Below are 20,251 nucleotides of genomic sequence, written 5' to 3' on the forward strand. Positions count from 1 at the left end.
ATTATCATGGTATGAGCAGGAGGTCATATTCAATCAAAGCGCCGGGCTCTTCACCTTTCTCTTCTATACCATAGCCAACAACTGAGATTGCTCACTCTCACTGTGGGCTTCTGCCAGTACTGCCGACAATGTCCGCGCCACCTCTCTAACATAGGGGGCAACAACCATTGTCATATGGGTCCCTGGCACCATACGGCATTCGAGATCCGTCGCAACATGATCCCAACCAAAGGTCGGGGTCTTGATATCCGGATGCTCTTTGTAGCCGGTAAACTCGTAATCATCCAAATCCTGCACCCGAATAAGCTTCACTTTTCCATGGTACGGCTGGGGCTGGTATTGACGCTCGGCACTGTCGGCGCCCCTGAACATATCAATAATTTGCTCCAGTTGCTCACGGGCCGCCCCGTTCTCAGACATCTCATTGATACTGCTGGCTTTTTCTAGTACTCGTTCGAACTGGGCCTCTGGCTCTAGTCCATTGAGTTCATTCGGATCAATATCCAAGCTATTGCCAAAGATCTGACCGATCCCACGTCCGAGGAATGTCATCACCCCTGACAAGGCAGCGGCGACATATTCACCAATACTGTGCCCGATCATCGCCTTCGGCTTGATCCCGAGACTCATCAATAACTTGGCTAAGGCATATTCGACAACAAACAAGGCAGGCTGGGTTAACCGTGTCTGGTTGAGTTCGGCGGCAGAGCCTGACGCCGAGCTAAATAGCACGTCACGAATCCCCTGTCAGGCTTGCTCAACCAACAGCTCCTTGGCCATACCGGGATACTGGCTCCCCTGACCGGAAAACATGAAAACGATATCAGGTTTATGGTCAGATAACCCTCCGTCAATCTGATCTTTATGCCACTGCTTACCTATAATGGAAGCTATATCGTCTTTTTCGCTGACCGCAAAGGCGGCACGGTATTCAAATGGCTTACGCCCGACCTGCAGGGTATAGGCAGCATCGTCCAAATTCAGCGCTTTATTCGCCCTGAAATAATCAGCAAGATCCTCACAACGCGTCTTCAGTGCCGAGGCGGTTCTCGCTGAGCAGAGCAGAAACTGCGTTTGCCTGGATGGTTCCGAGGCGGCCTCGGGTGAAGCTTGCTCCAACACAATAGGGCCATTAGTCCCACCGATACCGAATGAACTGCCCCCGCAGTATCTACCCAGGGCGTTAAATTGTCTCGCTATTGAGACGAGGAAACTGCTGGGGCAACAGTCCAATGGAGAGGTTCTTCAGAAGCTTAAAACAGAACGGATTTCAGTAACGGGCTATCGGAGTGTTGCTGAAGCTCGACAAGAAATCATTCGATACATAATCGGTTATTAAAGTCAGCTTAGGCAGCATCACTATAATGGAGGGCTGACACCGAATGAGTCTGAAAGGCGTTACTGGAATAACTATAAAACCGTGGCCAATTTAAGTTGACCATACAGATGTCACGGAATAGTTCTTTTGACAGAAAGGGAAACGCTGAAAAGCATGCATTACAACGACGATAAAAACGATATGCCGATACCGATCAAAAAAGCCAGCACATCAGTACTGGCTTCCCTCGATTGGCTGGGTTTTACTCAACGTTATCAGTCGTGACGCAACACGTGGTATTCCATACCACTATCCGTGAAGGCCACTTTGATTGAATGCGCTTCACCGCCCCGGCTCAGGCTGATATAGGCACTGTCTCCGACCCATTGGACATCGACATTTTCGAGTGCTCGAGCACTATCCAGATCATGGATCACCGCGGCTTTGTAGTGGGTATTCTTACTTCTCAACAGCATGTAAGACAGGTTGCTAGTTGCAGGGTTATCCGGCGCTTGCCCGGTCAGCAGCTCCCCTTGCGCAACAACATAGCAGTGGTACGGCGCTTGCCCTTCAATGTCAAACTGCTGTGCTGATACGCCAGATACGGGTTGCACCTTGCAGTCGGTCATACGTGCAAGCGGCCCCTGCAATGGGTTGTCGCACTCAACTGCGGCCGGATGTACCTGATGCTGGCCGCGCACATGCCAGACTAAATCCAGTTGCTGGGCGTGCGGGTTTTCTACCTGGTTGATTTCAATCGCCGTATGGCCGAGCCAAATCACGCTACGGCGGAAAGTAACGTCCCGGTAGGCATCTTCATCCCACTGAACCAGCGTATGGCTGTCCAAGCCTGGGTGGGCTTTAGACCAATCGACAATAGTATCGAGGCAAGTGACGCCATCATGCTCTTCGAAGCTCAGTACCTGCGGTATTGCCGGTGGCTGGTTTTGCTGATTAACCGCAAGGGTATTGTGGGTCACGGTATTTTTATAATAACCATAATGCAGCTCGGCACCGTACCCAGTTGTACCCAGATCCGGCAAAATTTCCTTGCCGTCACGGCAAATGATAATACCTAACCGATCATAGTGATCATGCTCGCCGCCATACGGAGTGTGCTTAACCAGCAGCATATTGCTGCGCTGCTGATCTTTGCAGATAGTTATCCCAACGTCCGGCGCATGGATTGGCTGGGTTGCCAAAGGCTCAGCAGCAGGCAGCTCCTCAACACCGTAAAGCAAGGCATCGATATTGTCCCGGCTCTTGTTTTGATAAATACTCGCCAACGCTGAAGCAAACAATGGATGTTTGAATTCACTGTAGGCGTACTCGAACAAGTGAGAGTGAGTAAGGACTTCCTGACCGGCAATGCAATCGTTCAAGCGAGGGAAACGGCCATCGATCTGCACGAGCTGCAGTGGAAAAGCGAGCATCTGGAAAAAACTAGGATGATCTTTTAGCGAATACTCACTGCCACGCGCCATCATCTCGTAGCCCATAAGAGCCTGCAACGCGTAATAGTGATAATGGATAGAACCTTCGAACCACAGTCCTTCGCCGATAATGCCATGCTCCAGCTGATAGCGAAGACCGTAGGGGCTATTTACAGCAAAATCAATAAACCGCTGCTCATCAAGCAACAAACCAATCACACCAATAGTTGAGCTGATCTTCATTTCGTGGTTATGGAGCTGATCACTGCGGTGCTGCATCATGAACTCCGCCCCTTCACGCAACAAGTTCTGTTCGATGTGACCACGCTCTGCTTCTGTCAGCGCTTCCCGAACAAAGTCATAGCCACGGGCAAAGTCCATATGGCAGTTGGCTTCACACAAGGTCTGGGCATTAGCTTTACCTGGACCATTGTACGGGATACCGCCGTGCTCTTCGTAGTCGGGGTAATGATCCGCATAGGCCATCAAAATATCACGAACTTTAGCTAAATATTGTTGTTCACCCGTCAAGTGCCACAGTAGCCCCAGTTCATTACAGGCTTTGGAGTTTAGCCCATTAAGCCAGCGCCACCATGCGCCATCGTACGGTTCGCCGGTAAATACCTTACCGTCTACCGGACAACGATGCTCCAACGGACTATTACGTTGCCAATCAAGGCGAACACCGTGTTCTGGACAGAAGTAGTATAAATTCCATGTCGCCCGTGAATCTGGCGGAACCAAGGTCTCCGATGTCAAAACTGTCTGATTGTTCTGGATCAAATTATCAATGATCGCTGAGCAATCCTTGGTTTTGATCTTAGTCATTTCTTCGCTAGAAAACTGAAGCATGAAATACCCGATTTTTTATGAACCACCGTTTCAATTATACACAAACAGCATCGGATGTTGGTAAAATTTACGCAAAGATAAAGTAAGATCACACTCCAGAAATCGCACTTAAGCCTACGCATATCAATAGCTTTTACGCCTCACCCCGCTAAGCTGTTGTTATTAAATGACTATCAAAAGCTAAACACGAAACAATACAACCAACAAAAACAAAATCACGTTTCATTTTTTTCCTAAATGGATTTTGATCACAGTTTTATCGCTCAATAACACATAAAATTCGCCACATAAGATTTTCAACTATGAATCGCAACAGCCCAATCATCGATTGCAATGGTTGGCATAAGCAAAGAGAGCACTATGAATACAGAGATTATGGTAATAGGCGGCTACTTTATGCTGATGATTTTCATCAGTCTCGCCTTTAAAAAAATGGCCAGTAACTCTTCTAGCGACTACTTCCGTGGGGGCGGCAGGATGCTGTGGTGGATGGTGGGGGCAACCGCCTTCATGACCCAGTTCTCGGCATGGACCTTCACCGGGGCCGCAGGTAAAGGCTTTAACGATGGTTTTATGGCCACGGCAGTATTCTTTGGTAACACCCTTGCCTACGGTGTTTCCTACCTTTATTTTGCAAAGCGTTTCCGCCAGACCCGCGTTGATACCCCAACCCAGGCCGTACGCAACCGCTTTGGTACAACCAATGAGCAGTTCTTTACCTGGGCGATTATCCCTCTGAGTGTATTGAATGCCGGTGTGTGGCTAAATGGCCTATCGATCTTCGTGGGTGCCGTGTTTGGCTTCGACATGACAACAACCATTTGGATCACTGGTCTTGCCGTACTGGCTATCTCGCTACTAAGTGGCGCATGGGGTGTAGTGGCATCGGACTTCGTTCAGACTCTGGTTGTTGCCATCATTTCTATTGCTTGTGCTGTTGTCGCCCTTATCAAAGTCGGTGGCCCGGGTGAAATTGTCGCCAACTTCCCATCTGACTTCATGATGGGTCCTGATATGAACTACGGCCTGATCTTTGTGGGTACCTTCCTGTTCTTCGTGGTTAAGCAGCTACAAAGTATCAACAACATGCAGGATTCTTACCGCTTCCTGAATGCCAAAGACTCCAAAAATGCCAGCAAAGCAGCACTGATGGCGATGGGCCTAATGGCTGTGGGTAGCATCATCTGGTTCATCCCGCCTTGGGCCTCTGCCATCCTATACCCTGAAGCGGCAACGCAATACGCAGCTCTTGGTAACAAGGCTTCAGATGCGGTTTACCTTGTCTTTGCTGAAAATGCGATGCCACTGGGTACAGTTGGTCTGCTTGTTGCGGGTCTATTTGCTGCGACCATGTCTTCAATGGACTCAGCGCTAAACCGAAACTCGGGCATTTTTGTTCGCAGCTTTTGGACCCCAGTGATCTGCAAGAACAAACCAACCAGCGAAAAATCACAGCTACGTGTTGGCCAGATTGTATGTGTGGCAAACGGCATCGTGGTTATCATGATGGCCCAGCTATTTAGCAGCCTGAAAGAGCTAAGCCTGTTTGACCTGATGATGACAGTTTCAACACTGGCTCAGTCACCAATCCTAGTTCCGCTATTTATGGGTATGTTCATCAAGAAAACACCTAAGTGGGCAGCATGGGCAACAGTGGTCTTCGGTATGTTCGTCTCTTGGCTATGTATCAATGTCTTCACGCCTCAGGCTCTTGGCCAGCTGCTAGGTATCGAGTTTACCGGTCGTGAAATTGGTGAACTACGCACCATGATCACCATTGCAGCTCACCTGTTCCTGACCGCAAGCTTCTTCTGGGCAACTACCCTGTTCTACAAAGAAGAGTCGTTCACCGCAGAAGAGAAAGCTGAGATCAACACCTTCTTCGAGAACGTTGAAACCGAGTGTGTTGCAGACGACTCTCAGGACGAGTTCGACAAAATGCAGCGTGAGAAACTGGGCACCATCACCATGATGATGGGTGTGGGTCTGCTGGCCATGGTACTGGTACCAAACCCACTATGGGGCCGCGCATTGTTCCTAGGCTGTTCGGGCATCATCTTGCTGACGGGCTACCTGCTTAAAAAGAGCGCCCAGAGCAAGCCGGAATCAGCGGCGCAACTTGCGACTCAGAGCTAAGCGCTAAATATTGCCAACCAATGCCGCCTCATTGACCTGAGGCGGCATTTTATTTTGACCAAGCTTTCATGCCAGCTAGGCTAACCCCTTCATTGAAGAGTATATTATGAAGAAGCCTTTTCTTGATCAGCACTTTTTGCTGCACACCCCAACAGCACAACACCTATATCACAGCGTTGCCAAAGACCTTCCGATTATTGATTATCACAACCACCTCAGTGCCCAGGATATCTACCACGATATCCACTACCGCTCTATCGCCGATGCATGGCTCTCCCATGATCATTATGTTTGGCGGGCAATGCGCAGTAACGGGATCGACGAGCGCTACATCACAGGTGATACGAGCGATTTCGAGAAATTTGAGAAATGGTGTGAAACCGTTCCTTATTTGATCGGCAACCCTTTCTACCATTGGGCCCACATGGAGTTGCAGCGCTACTTTGGTATTAACGAACTGATCTGTCCCGAGAACTGTCACCAAATCTGGCAGCAGTGCAATGAACAGATCAGCGGCGACGGTTTTTCAGCCCGGCAGCTACTAGAGCGAATGAATGTTGAGTCATTGTGTACGACCGATGACCCTTTAAGCGATCTTCGCTATCACCGCCACTTAGCTGAGACGGACTTCAAGGTAAAGGTACTGCCAACCTTCCGGGCCGACGATGCCTTCAATATCGAAAACAACAAAAAGTTTGTCACCTGGGTGGCCAAGCTTGCCTCGCTAACCGATACCAGAATCAACAATATTGAAGATCTCTACCGGGCATTAGAGCAACGCTTTAAATACTTCCATCAACACGGCTGTCGCTTATCAGATCTTGGGCTCAAAACTGTCCCTTATACCGATGCAACCCCAGATGACGCCAACAGAGCATTCAAAAAGGCCCTTGCAGGCCAGCCATTGTCAAGCCTAGAAGTCGCGCAGTTCAAGACCCAATTGTTCCAATACCTAGGTCAAAAGAACCATGATCTTGGCTGGGTCATGCAAATACACATCGGGGTACTGCAAGACGCAAACCGCCGCCGCTTCGAACAACTGGGCGGAGCAACTGGCTTCAGCGCCATTGACGATACCTGTATTGCCCAGCCCCTGAGCAAACTGCTGAGCTCGCTGGATTACCAGCACTCCATGCCCAAAACCATCCTGTACTGCCTCAACCCAAAGGACAACTATGTGCTTGGCGCAATGATCGGCGCTTTCCAAGATAGTGACTGTGGGCCGGGCAAAGTTCAGCTGGGTGCGGCTTGGTGGTTTAACGATCAGAAGGATGGCATCCTAAACCAACTGCAAACTTTGGGGAATCTGGGGGCTCTGGGTCGCTTTGTAGGCATGCTAACCGACTCCAGAAGTTTTCTTTCCTACCCCCGCCATGAATACTTCCGCCGTATATTGTGCAACGTGATCGGCGAGTGGGTTGAGCTCGGCGAGCTGCCAGACGATGAGACGTTGTTGGAACGTCTGATCAGCGATATCTGTTACCACAATGCCAAACGCTACTTCGACCTGTAGTATCACGAAAGCCCAAAAAAGGCCAAGTCACAGAATGACTTGGCCTTACTGTCCGCATTGGACTCGCTCAATTTAGCCTATTGTTTGCGTGCATCGACAATGGCCGTTCATAAAAAAACCCACCGAAGTGGGTTTTTCTTTCCAGCGTCTGAGGGCAATCGCACTCAACCTTGATCGCTATGATCTAAGCTGCTCTGGAATTTCTGCAATATACAGACTCGGAACGCCCTCAAAATCACTCGTGAACAACACGCCACTGTCATCAGGCGTAAATGAAGGGTGCGGGTGAGTGATCTGGCGGTCACCATCTAGCACTTCCCAAGAAGTCGAGTGCTTCGCCAGGCGAGTCGACGTTTTGGTCTTGGTGTTCAAGATGTAAAGGAACGGGTCATTCTCAATGTTATAACCGTCGCTATCAGCCACATCCACTGGCGCATCACAGCCATCACCGACCATCAAAGAACCATCGAAGTTACTCATCAAGTGTGAACAGGGCGGCATCACCATGACTTCTTCATTTTCAAGCGTCACCGGATCAGCTTTGTAAATGACGCGATCCGTCTGGCCCTTGAAGTAAGAAACATAGGCCATCGCCGAACCGTCTGGGATCCAGAACTCGTGAGTACAAGACTCGCCTTCGGCATGCTCTTTGATTTTACGAACGTTCGAACCGTCTTCATTAACCAGCCACATGCGCGCATCCACAAGATCATGCGGCCCTTCATGGCAGAAGCCAACCGTCGAATCGTCAAAAGGACGGTAGATTGGGTGGCCCAGCCACGCATCATCCTGATGAACAACTTCCAGTTCACCCGTCTGGATATCAACCTTAATCAAGCGGCACGTTGGGTTGGTATGATAGAAGTCTTGGAATTTCTGCCAATCTGTCAATGGCTTCCAGCACGATTTCAAAATCTCGATACCGACAAGCTTGGTGCAGTCAGAATTAGCCACCCACGTACCGTAACCTTTCCATTCGCTGTCAACGGTATAGATAACGCTCTCTTCCAGCGTCTCTAGATCCACCTTCATCAGGTGTAACTCGTTCTTCACATAAAAGAAGCTTTTCTCATCCGTTGAAATGAAACCGCCAAACGTATTGTCGCCTGCGCCTTCAGTCAGCTGTGTAGCTTGCTGCTTTTCTAGATCCAACAAATAGTAGTTACGATTACCATCGAAGTCACCGGCAAAAAGTAACTTAGTACCATCATTAGTAAAACACTTTTGGTAAAAGTAGTTACGGTGGCAAGTCATACCTTTCGGGGTAAGGCGAGTCACTTTCACCCCAGTATCACTGTCTTCAAAAACCTCAAAGCTCAGGTCGATTACGTTACCTTTTGCCATTCTATTTCTCCGATATTAAATCAGCCGCCGGGCTGGGATAACCTGTAAGCATAGTACGCAGAGGAACACTTACACAGCCCGACCGTCACAATAATCAAAACAATGTTTCAAGTTAAAGTGATTATAACCTACCTCGACGGACAAGCACACAAAAAATCAAAACAATGGTTCAATTTAAAAAAAACAAACCAAAAACGTGACCACTATCAAATTTATGACTCGGCAACACAATTCGTTATGACCATTAGTCTCCCGTCAACACATCGATAAGATTGCGGAAATTGAAACGCCGTTTCTTTTTTGTTGAAAAGATGAATCATGATGGTATTATCCCTCTCAACCATTACACAAACAGCCATCACTTTGAGGAAAAGGCATGATTCTGAATTCATTTAACCTTGATGGTAAAGTAGCCATTGTTACAGGTTGCAACAGAGGGTTAGGTCAGGGTATTGCTGTAGGCCTAGCACAAGCCGGATGCCATATTGTCGGCGTTAGCTCTTCTGGCAGCGTAGAAACGCAGAAGAAAGTCGAAGCTATTGGTCGTCAGTTTATTGATATTCGAGCCAATTTGATGAAATTGGATGATATTCCTGCAATCGTGCAACAAACCGTGGAGCACTTTGGCAAAGTCGACATCTTAGTGAACAATGCCGGTATCATCCGCCGCGAAGACGCCATCAATTTCAGTGAATCTGACTGGGATGATGTCATGGATATTAATCTCAAAACCGCTTTTTTCCTCAGCCAAGCTGTCGCCAAAAAGTTCATCGCCCAGGGGAGCGGCGGAAAAATCATCAATATTGCGTCGATGCTATCGTTCCAGGGTGGGATCCGTGTGCCCTCTTACACGGCATCCAAAAGCGGTATTGCCGGCCTCACTAAACTGCTAGCTAATGAGTGGGCTAAACACGGTATCAATGTCAACGCCATCTCCCCTGGTTATATGGCAACAGATAACACCGCTCAGCTACGCCAGGATGAAAAACGCAACCAGGAAATCTTGGATCGTATCCCGGCGGAGCGCTGGGGTAAGCCGGAAGATCTTTCCGGCCCAGCCGTCTTCCTGGCATCTGACGCCGCCAGCTATATTCAAGGCTATACCCTTGCCGTTGACGGTGGGTGGCTGGCTCGTTAATCACAGCAAGGAAACGTTAAACGCATATCCTGAATGCCTTCACACCGAACGTAAAAAACGTTCGGTGTTTTTTTGCCTATCAACCCAGTAAATCTCGCCGAACCTAGCATCCTTGGGTACATAGGCAAAAAAAATCCCCGAGCGACTAAGAGCTCAGGGATCTTGCGTTAATCTTACTTGCACCAAATTAGCTGATGAAGTCTTTGCGCATCGGGGTGAATGTATCGATCAATACACCAGCCTTTAGACAATGGCAGCCATGCACAATTTCTGGCTCCTTGTACATCGTATCGCCCGCTTTAACAATTTTGGTGTCATTGCCAATTGTAAATTCGAATTCGCCTGACAATACGTAAGTCAGTTGCTCATGCGGGTGAGTGTGCAGGGCACCGATCGCACCTTCTTCAAAGTGGACTTCGACAGACATCATGTTGTCGCTGTGGGCTAGGATTTTACGGCTGATCCCTTCACCCAGATCTTCCATCGCAACTTCGTTATTGAATACAAACATTTCTCTACCTTACCTCTATTGCTAGAGTTTCATTTAACACTCGACAGCGACATCTTACACCACCAATCGAAATAATCAAAATAAATGAAACCATGTTTCACAAATAAGATATTGCCATTACCCGCCCTTTCAAACCGACATAGACTTATTTTTGCACACAGCCGTTAGCACGATAGAATAAAAGTCATTTAAAAACATAAATTTACCGTTAACACTTAATTGTTAGTACTTTTCATCTACTCTAAAAATGCCAGTATTTAGCAGCGACCAAACCCTGAACCCGCTTCCGGCAAGCCGAAGCATTAGCAAAAAGTTAATTTTTATTTTTTTGAAAAGGCTTTTCATTTTTCACGGCATCACATATAATCAGCTCATCAACGACAGAGAGATATTGTTATGAAAATCGCACTTATGATGGAAAACAGCCAGGCGCCTAAAAATGCTATGGTTGCAGCTGAGCTAAACAACGTTGCAGGTGGCCTTGGCCACGAAGTATTCAATGTTGGCATGAAAGATGAAAACGACCACCACCTAACGTACATTCACCTAGGTATCATGGCGAGCATTCTTCTGAACTCTAAAGCTGTTGATTTCGTTGTAACCGGTTGTGGTACAGGTCAAGGCGCACTGATGGCCAGCAACCTACACCCAGGTGTTGTTTGTGGTTACTGCCTAGAGCCATCTGACGCATTCTTGTTTAATCAAATCAACAACGGTAACGCTATCTCTCTAGCGTTCGCGAAAGGTTTTGGTTGGGCTGGTGAGCTGAACGTTCGTTACATCTTCGAAAAAGCGTTTACTGGCAAGCGTGGCGAAGGTTACCCAATCGAGCGTGCTGCTCCACAGCAAGCTAACGCAGCGATCCTTAACGAAGTGAAAGCAGCTGTATCAAAAGATGTAGTTGAAGGCCTGCGCGCAATCGACCAAGAGCTAGTTAAAACTGCTGTTGGCAGCGCACACTTCCAAGAGTGCTTCTTCGCAAACTGCCAAGACGAAGCAATCAAAGAGTACGTTCTGTCTGTACTTGAAAAGTAATTTGACTGCCCTAAGTTAACATTACGGTTATGGAATTTGAAAAGGCTCCGAGCATGCTCGGAGCCTTTTTGTTTGTCTGTGTGACACATTCGCTGTCCATTCTTACCCTTCGTTTACAGGTAATGCTCACAGATCGCGGGCAATTCACGAGGTGTTCGAATAATAAAGTCCGGTTGGCTGCCCCATTGCTCAGGCATCGCGCCGCTATACGCCGCCGCAACAGAGATAACAGTAGAATCCTGCCCGAGTTCCGACTGTAAGTTACGGGCAAATTGCACATCGGCTTGGTGATCGCCGACATACATGATCACCTTGTTGTCAGGGGTCGCAAACAGCTGCTCCAAGCATTTTATCCCCCCTCAGGTGAAGGTTTCTGGCCCCCCTTTGACACATCGTCATAACCGATCACCGCCTGAAAAAATGTATCGACCTGAGCCTCAGCAAGTACCCCTTTAATATTCTTGGCCGCATTTTGCGAGCATATGCCATGGGGAACAGCCGCCAAGCGTCTTACCGTATCCTCCACACCGGCAAATAGCGTCACTAGCGTGGTATTGCTCAACTGATGCTCTGTCCACAAAGCGCCTGCTGCCAACATTTCTGACTCGGTCATACCGTAGTATTTCACGTAGAGTTCCTGCCAGTTTTTTGCGGCATGGTTAACTTGGTGATATGCCGCTTCACTTTGCAGGCAGTAAGGGAGGTTATCGCCGGTTAAATGGGGGGCGACAATAGAGAGGATCCGCTTGGTAATATCGATATTTTTCGGCACCGAATTGACAATAGTTCCATCGTAATCCCACAGAATCGCGTCTAGCTTCATGGCTCCCTCACACACGCTTGTTTCGAATGAACCTAGAATATATCTGATTACTGACGCGCAATCTCACCAAAGATGTTCATGCAGGGAAACAATGCGTTGACGATTCAATCTCGTCATGGTGCTACGCAACGACTACCCGCTGCTGACGATATAGCCGTAGCATCGTCACCACATTCACACTCAACAGGGTTGCTTCGAGCAGCGTACCGCCAATCGAGCCCACCGCGATATTGTTGCTAAGCCAGCACAGAGCCCCAACCAAGAATGCCAAACGCATCTTGATACCTTCGAGGCAGAATAACGCGTAGGTACCGATACATGCCCCAGCAATCGGCAGTAAATCCAGCCACTGCTCAGCCAGATAAAAACCCACAACCAAGTTACAGGCGATAAAGGAATAAGCGAGGAGCTTCGACTGAAACTTTACTGACAAAGCAGTACGAAAAGCCGACAGCAAGGCACTGAAACCCGCAGTCACGGCACCAAGCAAAAAGAAATGCAGCATATGGTTGATATTAAAAATCACCATCACCACTTTTAGCTTCTTGTCATCTTTCTGGTAAAACGCCGTGATCCCCAGTGCGAAACTGACAAACCCCAGTGCTTGTGCAAGCGACATTTCACTCATCACTATCCGACCCTCTAAAAAACCGTCACTACCAGCGAAAACCACGCTTTGACCCGCATAGCTCAAAAATATCAGCTGATAAATACAAAAAACGGCCGCCTCCTTACAGAGGCAGCCGCCATATTGTATTATTATATTAGCGCGCTAGCCAGCCGCCATCGACAGCCAGTGTGTAGCCGTTTACATATGAAGCCGCATCAGAGGCTAGGAATACACATGGACCTGCTAGATCTGAAGGCTCACCCCAGCGATCCGCTGGAATACGCTCTAGAATTTCAGCGTTACGCTTCTCGTCAGCACGTAGCTGAGCCGTATTGTTGGTCGCCATGTAACCTGGTGCGATCGCGTTCACGTTGATGTTGTGCTTCGCCCACTCGTTAGCCATCAGACGAGTTACGCCCATAACACCGCTCTTAGACGCAGTGTATGAAGGTACGCGGATACCGCCCTGGAACGAAAGCATAGACGCGATGTTTACGATCTTGCCACCGTGACCCTGAGCGATGAACTGCTTAGCAACAGCCTGAGACATGAAGAACACAGACTTGATGTTGATGTTCATGACATCATCCCAGTCAGATTCGCTGAAGTTGATCGCATCTTCACGACGAATGATACCGGCGTTGTTTACCAGAATATCGATTTTGCCGAATTTTGTAACGGCTTGATCAACGATGCTTGCGATGTCATCCGTCTTCATCAGGTTAGCGCGGATATCAAGGAACTCACGACCCGTTTCTTTGATTTTTTCAATCGTTTCAGTAGGTTCAACAATGTTGACACCAACGATGTTACAACCAGCTTGAGCCAAACCCAATGCCATACCCTGACCAAGACCAGTGTCACAGCCTGTTACGATGGCAACCTTACCTTCTAGGTTGAATGTATTCAAAATCATGTCGTTTCCTCGGTGTGTGTCCGCGGCCGTCAGACCCCGAACAAGAAATTGGTGTTCCCGTTAATGTGGTGCAACTATAGCAACACCGAAAACCCACATCAAGTTTTTTGAAAAGCCGTTTTATTTTTTATAACAACAGAGTTGACGCACATCACAAAAATGAGGACATTTCGCGTTGATTCATATTTTCTGAAAAAGGTTTTTATAAAAATAGATACAAAAAATGTTAAGTCGTATAATGGTGGCAAAACGAATTAGATAGAAAGGAATTTTTGATGGAGTCAACAAAACAACCTGAAGCCGTCTCATCGGTGATGAAGGTGTTCGGGATCCTGCAAGCGCTTGGCGAACAGAAAGAAATTGGTGTCACCGAACTATCGCAGCGCCTGATGATGTCAAAGAGCACTGTATATCGCTTTTTGCAGACAATGAAAATGCTCGGGTATGTCTCCCAAGAAGGCGAAACAGATAAGTATGCACTGACGCTAAAACTGTTCGAACTGGGTGCCACCTCGCTTGAGCATGTTGATCTCATCGATTTGTGCGATAAAGAAATGCAACTTATCTCGCAGCAAACCAACGAAGCCCTTCACCTTGGCGCGTTGGATGAAAATGCCATCATCTATATCCACAAAATAGACTCCGGCTATAACCTGCGCATGCAATCTCGCATTGGTCGCCGAAATCCGCTCTACAGTACCGCTATCGGCAAAGTTCTGCTGGCCTACCGCAGTGAAGAGTTCACCCGAAGCGCCCTGCAAGATGTAGATTTTATCAAACACACCGATAAAACCCTTGAGAACATCGACCAACTACTCAGCGAACTGAAAACCGTCAAAGAGCAAGCCTTCGCTGAAGATAACGAAGAGCAGGAGCCAGGCCTTCGCTGCTTGGCAGCACCGGTCTTTGACCGCTTTGGCAATGTCATTGCCGGACTATCAATTTCATTGCCAACCATTCGTTTCGATGAAAAACGCAAGTCCTACTATGTCGAACTGCTGCAAAATGCCAGCAAAAAAGTTTCGGAACAGCTTGGGTTTCACAATTACCCATAAAAAATAGAAACACAATTTCATTTTTATTGACTTGCGTATTCTTATTGTTGAAAATACCCTCAGTAACCAATATTGAGGGTTTTTTTATGTCTTTAAAACATGTCGCTGTGATCGGAGAGTGTATGGTCGAGCTACAGCGCAAGGGCGAGCTCATCAAACAGAGTTTTGGTGGTGATACGCTCAATACCGCACTCTACCTTTCCCGTCTCACCCATCAATATGGTGTTGAGACAAGCTATGTGACCGGCCTGGGTACTGACAGCTTCAGCCGCGACATGCTTGACGCTTGGCAACAAGAGCACATCAATACTGAGCTTGTTTTCCAATCTGAAGACAAAAACCCAGGTTTGTACCTGATTGAAACTGACAATACCGGCGAGCGCACCTTCCATTACTGGCGCAACGATGCAGCGGCACGTTACTGGCTGGATAATATCGACACCCAAGCCTTGATCGAAAAGCTGAGCCGTTTTGAAATGATTTATCTGAGCGGGATCAGCCTGGCGATCTTGCCTGACCAAGCCCGCGAGACCCTGTTCGGGGTGCTAAGAGCATGCAAAGAGCAAGGCAGCAACATTGTCTTTGACAACAACTACCGTCCACGCCTGTGGCAAAATACGGATGTTGCAGCCATGCATTACCAGACCATGTTATCGCTGACTGATATCGCCCTGCTGACCTTTGACGATGAAGTGATGCTGTACGGCGAGCACAGTGTCGAAACCTGCATTGCCCGTACCCAGGAACACGGTGTGAACGAAATCATCATCAAGCGCGGCGCTGAAGACTGCCTTGTCATTACCGCAGAAGGCTGCCAGTCTGTTGCTGCAACCCGAGTCGAGAACGTGGTTGATACCACGGCTGCCGGTGACTCGTTCAGTGCCGGCTATCTAGCAACACGCCTAACCGGCGGAAATACCGAGCAAGCGGCCCAAAATGCTCACTTATTAGCTGGTACCGTGATCCAACATCAGGGCGCCATTATTCCATCCACAGCTATGCCTGTGTTGTTCAAATCGAATTAAGGAAGACATCATGACTACGTTAAACGCTCGCATGGCCGAGCTGAAAGTTATCCCTGTAATTGCTATCAAAGATGCAGACAAAGCGGTAAAACTGGCTCAGGTGCTGTCTGAGAACGGCCTGCCTTGTGCAGAGGTAACTTTCCGTACCGAAGCGGCTGCACAAGCTATCCGCAACATGCGCGATGCCTTCCCTGAGATGCTAATCGGTGCCGGTACCGTGCTAAATGCCGAGCAGGTAGACCAAGCTATCGACGCCGGCGTGGATTTCATCGTGAGCCCGGGCTTCAACCCGACTACCGTGAAATACTGCCAGCAGCGCGAAATGCCAATCATCCCAGGCGTGAACAACCCAAGCATGGTTGAGCAAGCGATGGAGCTAGGCCTTAATACACTGAAGTTCTTCCCGGCTGAACCTTCTGGCGGTGTGAACATGCTAAAAGCGATGACAGCGGTTTACCCTGTAAGCTTCATGCCGACAGGCGGCGTCAGCCCTGCCAACGTCAAAGATTACCTAGCGGTTAAATCTGTCTTTGCCTGTGGCGGTACTTGGATGGTTCCTGGCAACCTGATCGACGAAGAGCGTTGGGATGAGCTAGCAGTGCTAGTTAAAGAAGTGGCCAACGTTGTAGCCTAATTGGCTATTGTAGCTACCAACCACATTCTCCAAGGCAGTGGACATTCCACTGCCTTTTCATTTTCAGCCAACTTATTTGGGGTTCAAGCGATTTTCCACTTCCTCCTCACCAGCAAACTTTCAGCCCGCTGTTACACTTGAAAGACCCATAATATTTTGGCTGCCTGAGGTCTTTAACATGAACAATACCAACTCAAAGCCTCGCTATCTGCTCCCTTTGAAACTGGCCATATACAGCTCAGCCCTTTTGGCTGTTGTCCACCTATCTGCCGAACAACGCAAACTTATTGTTGCCATCTCTACCGATATGCCACCTTATGTGATGGATAATGGCAGCAAAGGTCTCGAAGTTGATATTGTCCGGCAGGCATTGGAAGGGTACGAGCTGGAGTTTGTTCAAATGCCACTGACGTATGTACAACGCGCAGTACAAAACCAAAAAGCCGATATTGCCATAGGCGTGCTGGTCGATGGCGGCGAAATCTACTATTCCGATCATCTCGTTACCTTTGTGAATTTTGCTATCAGCAAGAAAAGCGACAGCCTTGCAATAAACACTATCGATGACCTCAAAACCCATCCGGTATTGACTTGGCAGAACGCCTACCTTGAACTGGGCGACGAGTTCAAGACATTATTTTCACCGGGCTCCGAATACCGCTCCAACTACCATGAATTCGGTAACCAGGCCGACCAGGTCGCCCAGTTTTGGAAAGCAAGCAAACAAGTGATTGTCATCGACCGCAGCATCTTTGAATTCTTCAGCAAGGCGATGAAGCAACCGACCGACAATGTCGAGTACCACAGCCTGTTCCCACCCGTGACAGAATTCAAGGCCAGCTTCAAAGACAAAGCAATCAAAGATACCTTCAACACAAATCTCAAGGAAATGTGCCAAAACGGCGCTTACGTCAAACTGCTAGAGGTGTATGACGTAAAGTTGGAAACGACGGTCTGTGACAAGATTAACTAGTAACATATAGGCGACCCCATACAAAAACCCGCAAACACTCTACTTGTGATTGCGGGGTTTACAATTCAAACGACACAGTAGCGATTTAGTGTGATTACACTCTCACTTCCCCACAAGTTACTGAGAATAATGTTAACAATACTCTATCATTCAATTACCACAAAAGTGGGATATCGCTTCCAACACTTTGTCACCATGTAAAAATTTGGTATTAGACATGGACATGTTTACTCTCGATATAAGAACACTCAACTTCATTATCATTCTGTTTTCTTGCCTCAAGGGCCGACCAAGCCCTATATCAGGCTAAATTCGAAGGGAGAAATACTGTTGTCACCGATTCAGAGGCTCCTACTTGCTCTCTCATCGACCACACCCGCCATAGTCAACCAGAAACTTATGACAAAGCGTTGTGAATAGACTTCACACTCACCCAAGGCCTGAACTGAAACACCTCTTCACACTTAATGCAATTTAGCAGTCAAATGCTTCGAAAGTGTCGGCTTTTGTCAGCTTTATGTTATTTCACTTCGTTCGCTAATTACAAATAGTACCGTTAACTCCATAATCCTCCCGCCCCCAAATAATATAGTAAGACCAATGATGCAAAAGTTATTCGCAACTGCAGCCTTAACACTGCTAACGACAGCTCCAATGGTGGCCAGTGCCCACCATAGCCCTAGCTACCACACTCACCACCATTACCACAATGGTGGCCCTAACGCTTATCAGGGGCCACGTGTTGGCTTGGGAATTTCTTATCTGTCAGACCGTTATACCGACACCGATACTGGCTTCAAGCTTGAGGGAGGGTACGATTTCAACCGCATTGTCGGATTTAACCTTTCCTATGAAGAATCTGGTTATGATTACTATGGTTACCAGCGCGGCTCGGTTGATTACAGTACCGTCAAGCTGGGTGCTGACTTAGGTTATGCGTTCCCGCTAAGCCCGAGTGTGTCACTCAAACCTTATATTTCGCTGGGTTTCCACCGTACCACAGAAGATGAAAGATGGTGCTCGAGCAAAAGTTGCTACTCCGCCAATTACTCTGACACCAACACCTATTATGGTATCGGTATACGTCTGACGGCAGACATGTTCTACATCAACGTGTCCAATGAAGTATTGAAATTTGATGTTGGACCTTACCGCTACGAGCCCGATCAGATCGCCGTCACGGTTGGCCTTAAGTTCTAATCGCAAGTAGGCTACCACTCCTGATGACTAATAGAGTTGGCAGCCTACCTGGTATATGAAAACATTGTGGGCACCGTCTGTTCAAGCCGCTCCCCGCGTATTTTCCCTAGCGCTTCGGTGCCTCTTGCAAACGGTAGCTTGGGCCGATTTCATCGGCAGTCAGCACGTGCAGTTTCGAGACATCCGCACCGCCTTCGGCAAACTGGTAGAAGTCGCCTACCTTAGTGTAAGTTGGCTTCTGCTGGGTAACGCCTGCTGGCACCCCGTCTACACCGTGTACCTGGCCGTAGTAAACCTCATCACTGTAAGTTGGGTTTGTCAGCGGGGTCGCCGGATCAGCACGCAATGCCTGCAGCGTTTCATCCAAGTTGAACACCACATTGCTGCTGAATCTAATGTGATCACCAGTGAAAATCGTCTCGACCTGGCTGTTATCGAACAGGCTGACACGGTGGCCCTGGTTGCCGTGAACCATTCCGAACTCCACATCAACCATGGTGTTGTTTTCCACCGTGACGTTCTTCGGCGTCCACTGCTTGTTCAGCTCTTTGCCTTTGACTTCCTGGTCAAGCTGCTCGTTATTCTTTACATCGATGATGCCGGTGTTGATCACCACGCCACCGCGAACATCGGCATTACCGGCGATCTGGCCGCCCGAGCCGCGCAGGCCAACCAGGTAGTTATTGCGAACCACATGATCTTCGTCGTAGATACGGATACCACCGGTATCCTGCTTGTTGTTACCAATGATCACATTGTTCTCCACCACGTTGGCCTTGCCGTGACGCAGGGAAATCATCGACGCGCTCTCGAAGATGGTATTACCCGCGATGCGGTTCTCGCCTGATTTGACCGAGATCAGCTCGCGCTCACCGTCCGAGTCCACCAGCAGGTTGTTGACGAATTGGGTACGTGACGGCCACTGGCTGCTCTTAGAATCACCGATCCGTATCGCCTCCCAGCTGTTGCCGTTGTAGCGTACCGCTTTTTCAATCGCCAGCTCGTTGTAGCGGTTCTTTTTCTGCGAGTAGAAGATATTGCCTTCGATCAGGTGGTTATCCGCCTGATCGTCAATGTTCTTCTGAATACCGATCAGGGTACCGCGCTTGTGCTTGCCTTCGAAACGGTTGTTAATTACCTTGCCATCTTTGCCCCATAGCGATACCCATAGGTAACGTGGGTACTCACTGCGTCGCTCGTCCGGCTGGTACTCGTAATCATCATTGAAGTAGTAGAAGGTCGAGTTCTGCAGGGTATTGCGCATCCCTTCCAGGCGCACGCCACCAAAGCGCTCTGCCGGGCCACCCTCGGTAAACACTAGGCTATCCAAGGTGATGTCATCGCCTTTGACAACCAGCTGGACCAAGCCCGTCAGCAGCACTGTGCCCGGCTGCTCAGCTTTCACTGTGATGCCATCCGCTGTCAGTTCAATCACCCCCAGGTTGGCGTAACGGCCCGGGGCAATAGTGATCACCTCACCCGGCTTGGCATTTTCCAGCTGCTGCTTCAAAGCCTCTGCGGCCGCATTATCCGCAACCTCGACCTTGCTGGCATCGACCAGCTCACGGCTTTGGCCGGCAACCAGCTGTTCAGCCGTCAGCGATTGTAGTGAAACCTCGGCGATAGGCTGTACAACCGCCGTCTCCGGCAACTGTACCGGCGTCGGCGAAGTGGCATGGGCATTGAAAGACAGCGCAGCTAGCAAAGCCAGCGCGATAGGCGTGTGTTTTTTCAT

At 48.6% G+C, this 20,251-nt stretch carries 17 protein-coding genes and 2 pseudogenes; 10 read left to right on the top strand and 9 right to left on the bottom strand.

Going from position 1 to position 20,251, the window contains the following annotated elements; all coding sequences use genetic code 11:
• Positions 1–63 precede the first annotated feature (63 nt).
• The gene (locus C9J03_RS03365; RefSeq protein ID WP_044621691.1) at positions 64–732 is read right to left on the bottom strand and encodes a thioesterase domain-containing protein; all 669 of its coding nucleotides are present in this window, start codon (positions 730–732) and stop codon (positions 64–66) included.
• A gap of 15 nt (positions 733–747) precedes the next feature.
• A complete protein-coding gene (locus C9J03_RS03370) occupies positions 748–1,233 on the bottom strand; it encodes a CurL C-terminal domain-containing protein (RefSeq protein ID WP_082060526.1) in 486 nt (161 codons plus the stop codon).
• On the opposite strand from C9J03_RS03370, the pseudogene C9J03_RS03375 reads away from it, so the two are divergent.
• Positions 1,194–1,438 (top strand): annotated as a pseudogene (locus C9J03_RS03375) (integrase core domain-containing protein); the annotation flags it as partial. The gene C9J03_RS03370 and the pseudogene C9J03_RS03375 sit on opposite strands and share 40 nt — an antisense overlap.
• Positions 1,439–1,593: 155 nt before the next feature.
• Here C9J03_RS03375 and C9J03_RS03380 read toward each other — a convergent pair.
• Complete coding sequence (locus tag C9J03_RS03380) at positions 1,594–3,603, bottom strand: heparinase II/III domain-containing protein (protein ID WP_044621693.1); 2,010 nt, start codon at positions 3,601–3,603, stop codon at positions 1,594–1,596.
• Between the two features lie 360 nt (positions 3,604–3,963).
• On the opposite strand from C9J03_RS03380, the gene C9J03_RS03385 reads away from it, so the two are divergent.
• Entirely contained in the window at positions 3,964–5,739 is a 1,776-nt protein-coding gene (locus C9J03_RS03385) for a sodium:solute symporter family transporter (protein ID WP_044621694.1), read from the top strand.
• Positions 5,740–5,845: 106 nt separating this feature from the next.
• Positions 5,846–7,252, top strand: coding sequence for a glucuronate isomerase (gene uxaC / locus C9J03_RS03390; protein WP_044621695.1), 1,407 nt, complete (start codon positions 5,846–5,848; stop codon positions 7,250–7,252).
• 177 nt (positions 7,253–7,429) lie between these two features.
• On the opposite strand, the gene C9J03_RS03395 is transcribed toward uxaC, so the two are convergent.
• Entirely contained in the window at positions 7,430–8,596 is a 1,167-nt protein-coding gene (locus tag C9J03_RS03395; RefSeq protein ID WP_044621696.1) for an oligogalacturonate lyase family protein, read from the bottom strand.
• A gap of 376 nt (positions 8,597–8,972) precedes the next feature.
• On the opposite strand from C9J03_RS03395, the gene kduD (C9J03_RS03400) reads away from it, so the two are divergent.
• On the top strand, positions 8,973–9,734 hold the full coding sequence (gene kduD, locus C9J03_RS03400; RefSeq protein WP_044621697.1) for a 2-dehydro-3-deoxy-D-gluconate 5-dehydrogenase KduD: 762 nt from the start codon (positions 8,973–8,975) through the stop codon (positions 9,732–9,734).
• A gap of 187 nt (positions 9,735–9,921) precedes the next feature.
• On the opposite strand, the gene C9J03_RS03405 is transcribed toward kduD (C9J03_RS03400), so the two are convergent.
• Positions 9,922–10,245, bottom strand: coding sequence for a cupin domain-containing protein (locus tag C9J03_RS03405; RefSeq protein WP_044621698.1), 324 nt, complete (start codon positions 10,243–10,245; stop codon positions 9,922–9,924).
• Positions 10,246–10,641: 396 nt separating this feature from the next.
• Here C9J03_RS03405 and C9J03_RS03410 point away from each other — a divergent pair, with 396 nt between their 5' ends.
• Positions 10,642–11,280, top strand: a complete 639-nt coding sequence (locus C9J03_RS03410; protein WP_044621699.1) for an RpiB/LacA/LacB family sugar-phosphate isomerase — start codon at positions 10,642–10,644, stop codon at positions 11,278–11,280.
• A 113-nt stretch (positions 11,281–11,393) separates the two neighbouring features.
• Here C9J03_RS03410 and C9J03_RS03415 read toward each other — a convergent pair.
• The 3 genes and pseudogenes from C9J03_RS03415 to kduD (C9J03_RS03425) all read right to left on the bottom strand — a co-directional run bounded on the left by C9J03_RS03415 (position 11,394) and on the right by kduD (C9J03_RS03425) (position 13,629).
• Positions 11,394–12,103 (bottom strand): annotated as a pseudogene (locus tag C9J03_RS03415) (HAD family hydrolase).
• Between the two features lie 121 nt (positions 12,104–12,224).
• Complete coding sequence (locus C9J03_RS03420) at positions 12,225–12,731, bottom strand: YgjV family protein (protein ID WP_082060527.1); 507 nt, start codon at positions 12,729–12,731, stop codon at positions 12,225–12,227.
• 136 nt (positions 12,732–12,867) lie between these two features.
• Entirely contained in the window at positions 12,868–13,629 is a 762-nt protein-coding gene (gene kduD / locus C9J03_RS03425; RefSeq protein ID WP_039460752.1) for a 2-dehydro-3-deoxy-D-gluconate 5-dehydrogenase KduD, read from the bottom strand.
• A 275-nt stretch (positions 13,630–13,904) separates the two neighbouring features.
• Here kduD (C9J03_RS03425) and kdgR point away from each other — a divergent pair, with 275 nt between their 5' ends.
• From kdgR to C9J03_RS03450, 5 genes are all read left to right on the top strand, one after another.
• Positions 13,905–14,684: a DNA-binding transcriptional regulator KdgR gene (gene kdgR, locus C9J03_RS03430; protein WP_044621700.1), complete on the top strand. Its 780-nt coding sequence runs from the start codon at positions 13,905–13,907 to the stop codon at positions 14,682–14,684.
• An 86-nt stretch (positions 14,685–14,770) separates the two neighbouring features.
• Positions 14,771–15,709, top strand: coding sequence for a 2-dehydro-3-deoxygluconokinase (gene kdgK / locus C9J03_RS03435; RefSeq protein WP_044621701.1), 939 nt, complete (start codon positions 14,771–14,773; stop codon positions 15,707–15,709).
• 10 nt (positions 15,710–15,719) lie between these two features.
• Positions 15,720–16,343, top strand: a complete 624-nt coding sequence (locus C9J03_RS03440) for a bifunctional 4-hydroxy-2-oxoglutarate aldolase/2-dehydro-3-deoxy-phosphogluconate aldolase (RefSeq protein WP_044621702.1) — start codon at positions 15,720–15,722, stop codon at positions 16,341–16,343.
• Between the two features lie 178 nt (positions 16,344–16,521).
• A complete protein-coding gene (locus tag C9J03_RS03445; protein ID WP_044621703.1) occupies positions 16,522–17,316 on the top strand; it encodes a substrate-binding periplasmic protein in 795 nt (264 codons plus the stop codon).
• 600 nt (positions 17,317–17,916) lie between these two features.
• Positions 17,917–18,516 carry a porin family protein gene (locus tag C9J03_RS03450; protein ID WP_052260669.1) on the top strand — a complete coding sequence of 200 codons (600 nt, stop codon included), beginning with the start codon at positions 17,917–17,919 and terminating at the stop codon, positions 18,514–18,516.
• A gap of 106 nt (positions 18,517–18,622) precedes the next feature.
• On the opposite strand, the gene C9J03_RS03455 is transcribed toward C9J03_RS03450, so the two are convergent.
• A complete protein-coding gene (locus C9J03_RS03455; protein WP_044621704.1) occupies positions 18,623–20,251 on the bottom strand; it encodes a polysaccharide lyase 6 family protein in 1,629 nt (542 codons plus the stop codon).

Origin of the sequence: Photobacterium gaetbulicola (assembly GCF_003025515.1) — a bacterium.
Lineage (GTDB): Bacteria > Pseudomonadota > Gammaproteobacteria > Enterobacterales > Vibrionaceae > Photobacterium > Photobacterium gaetbulicola.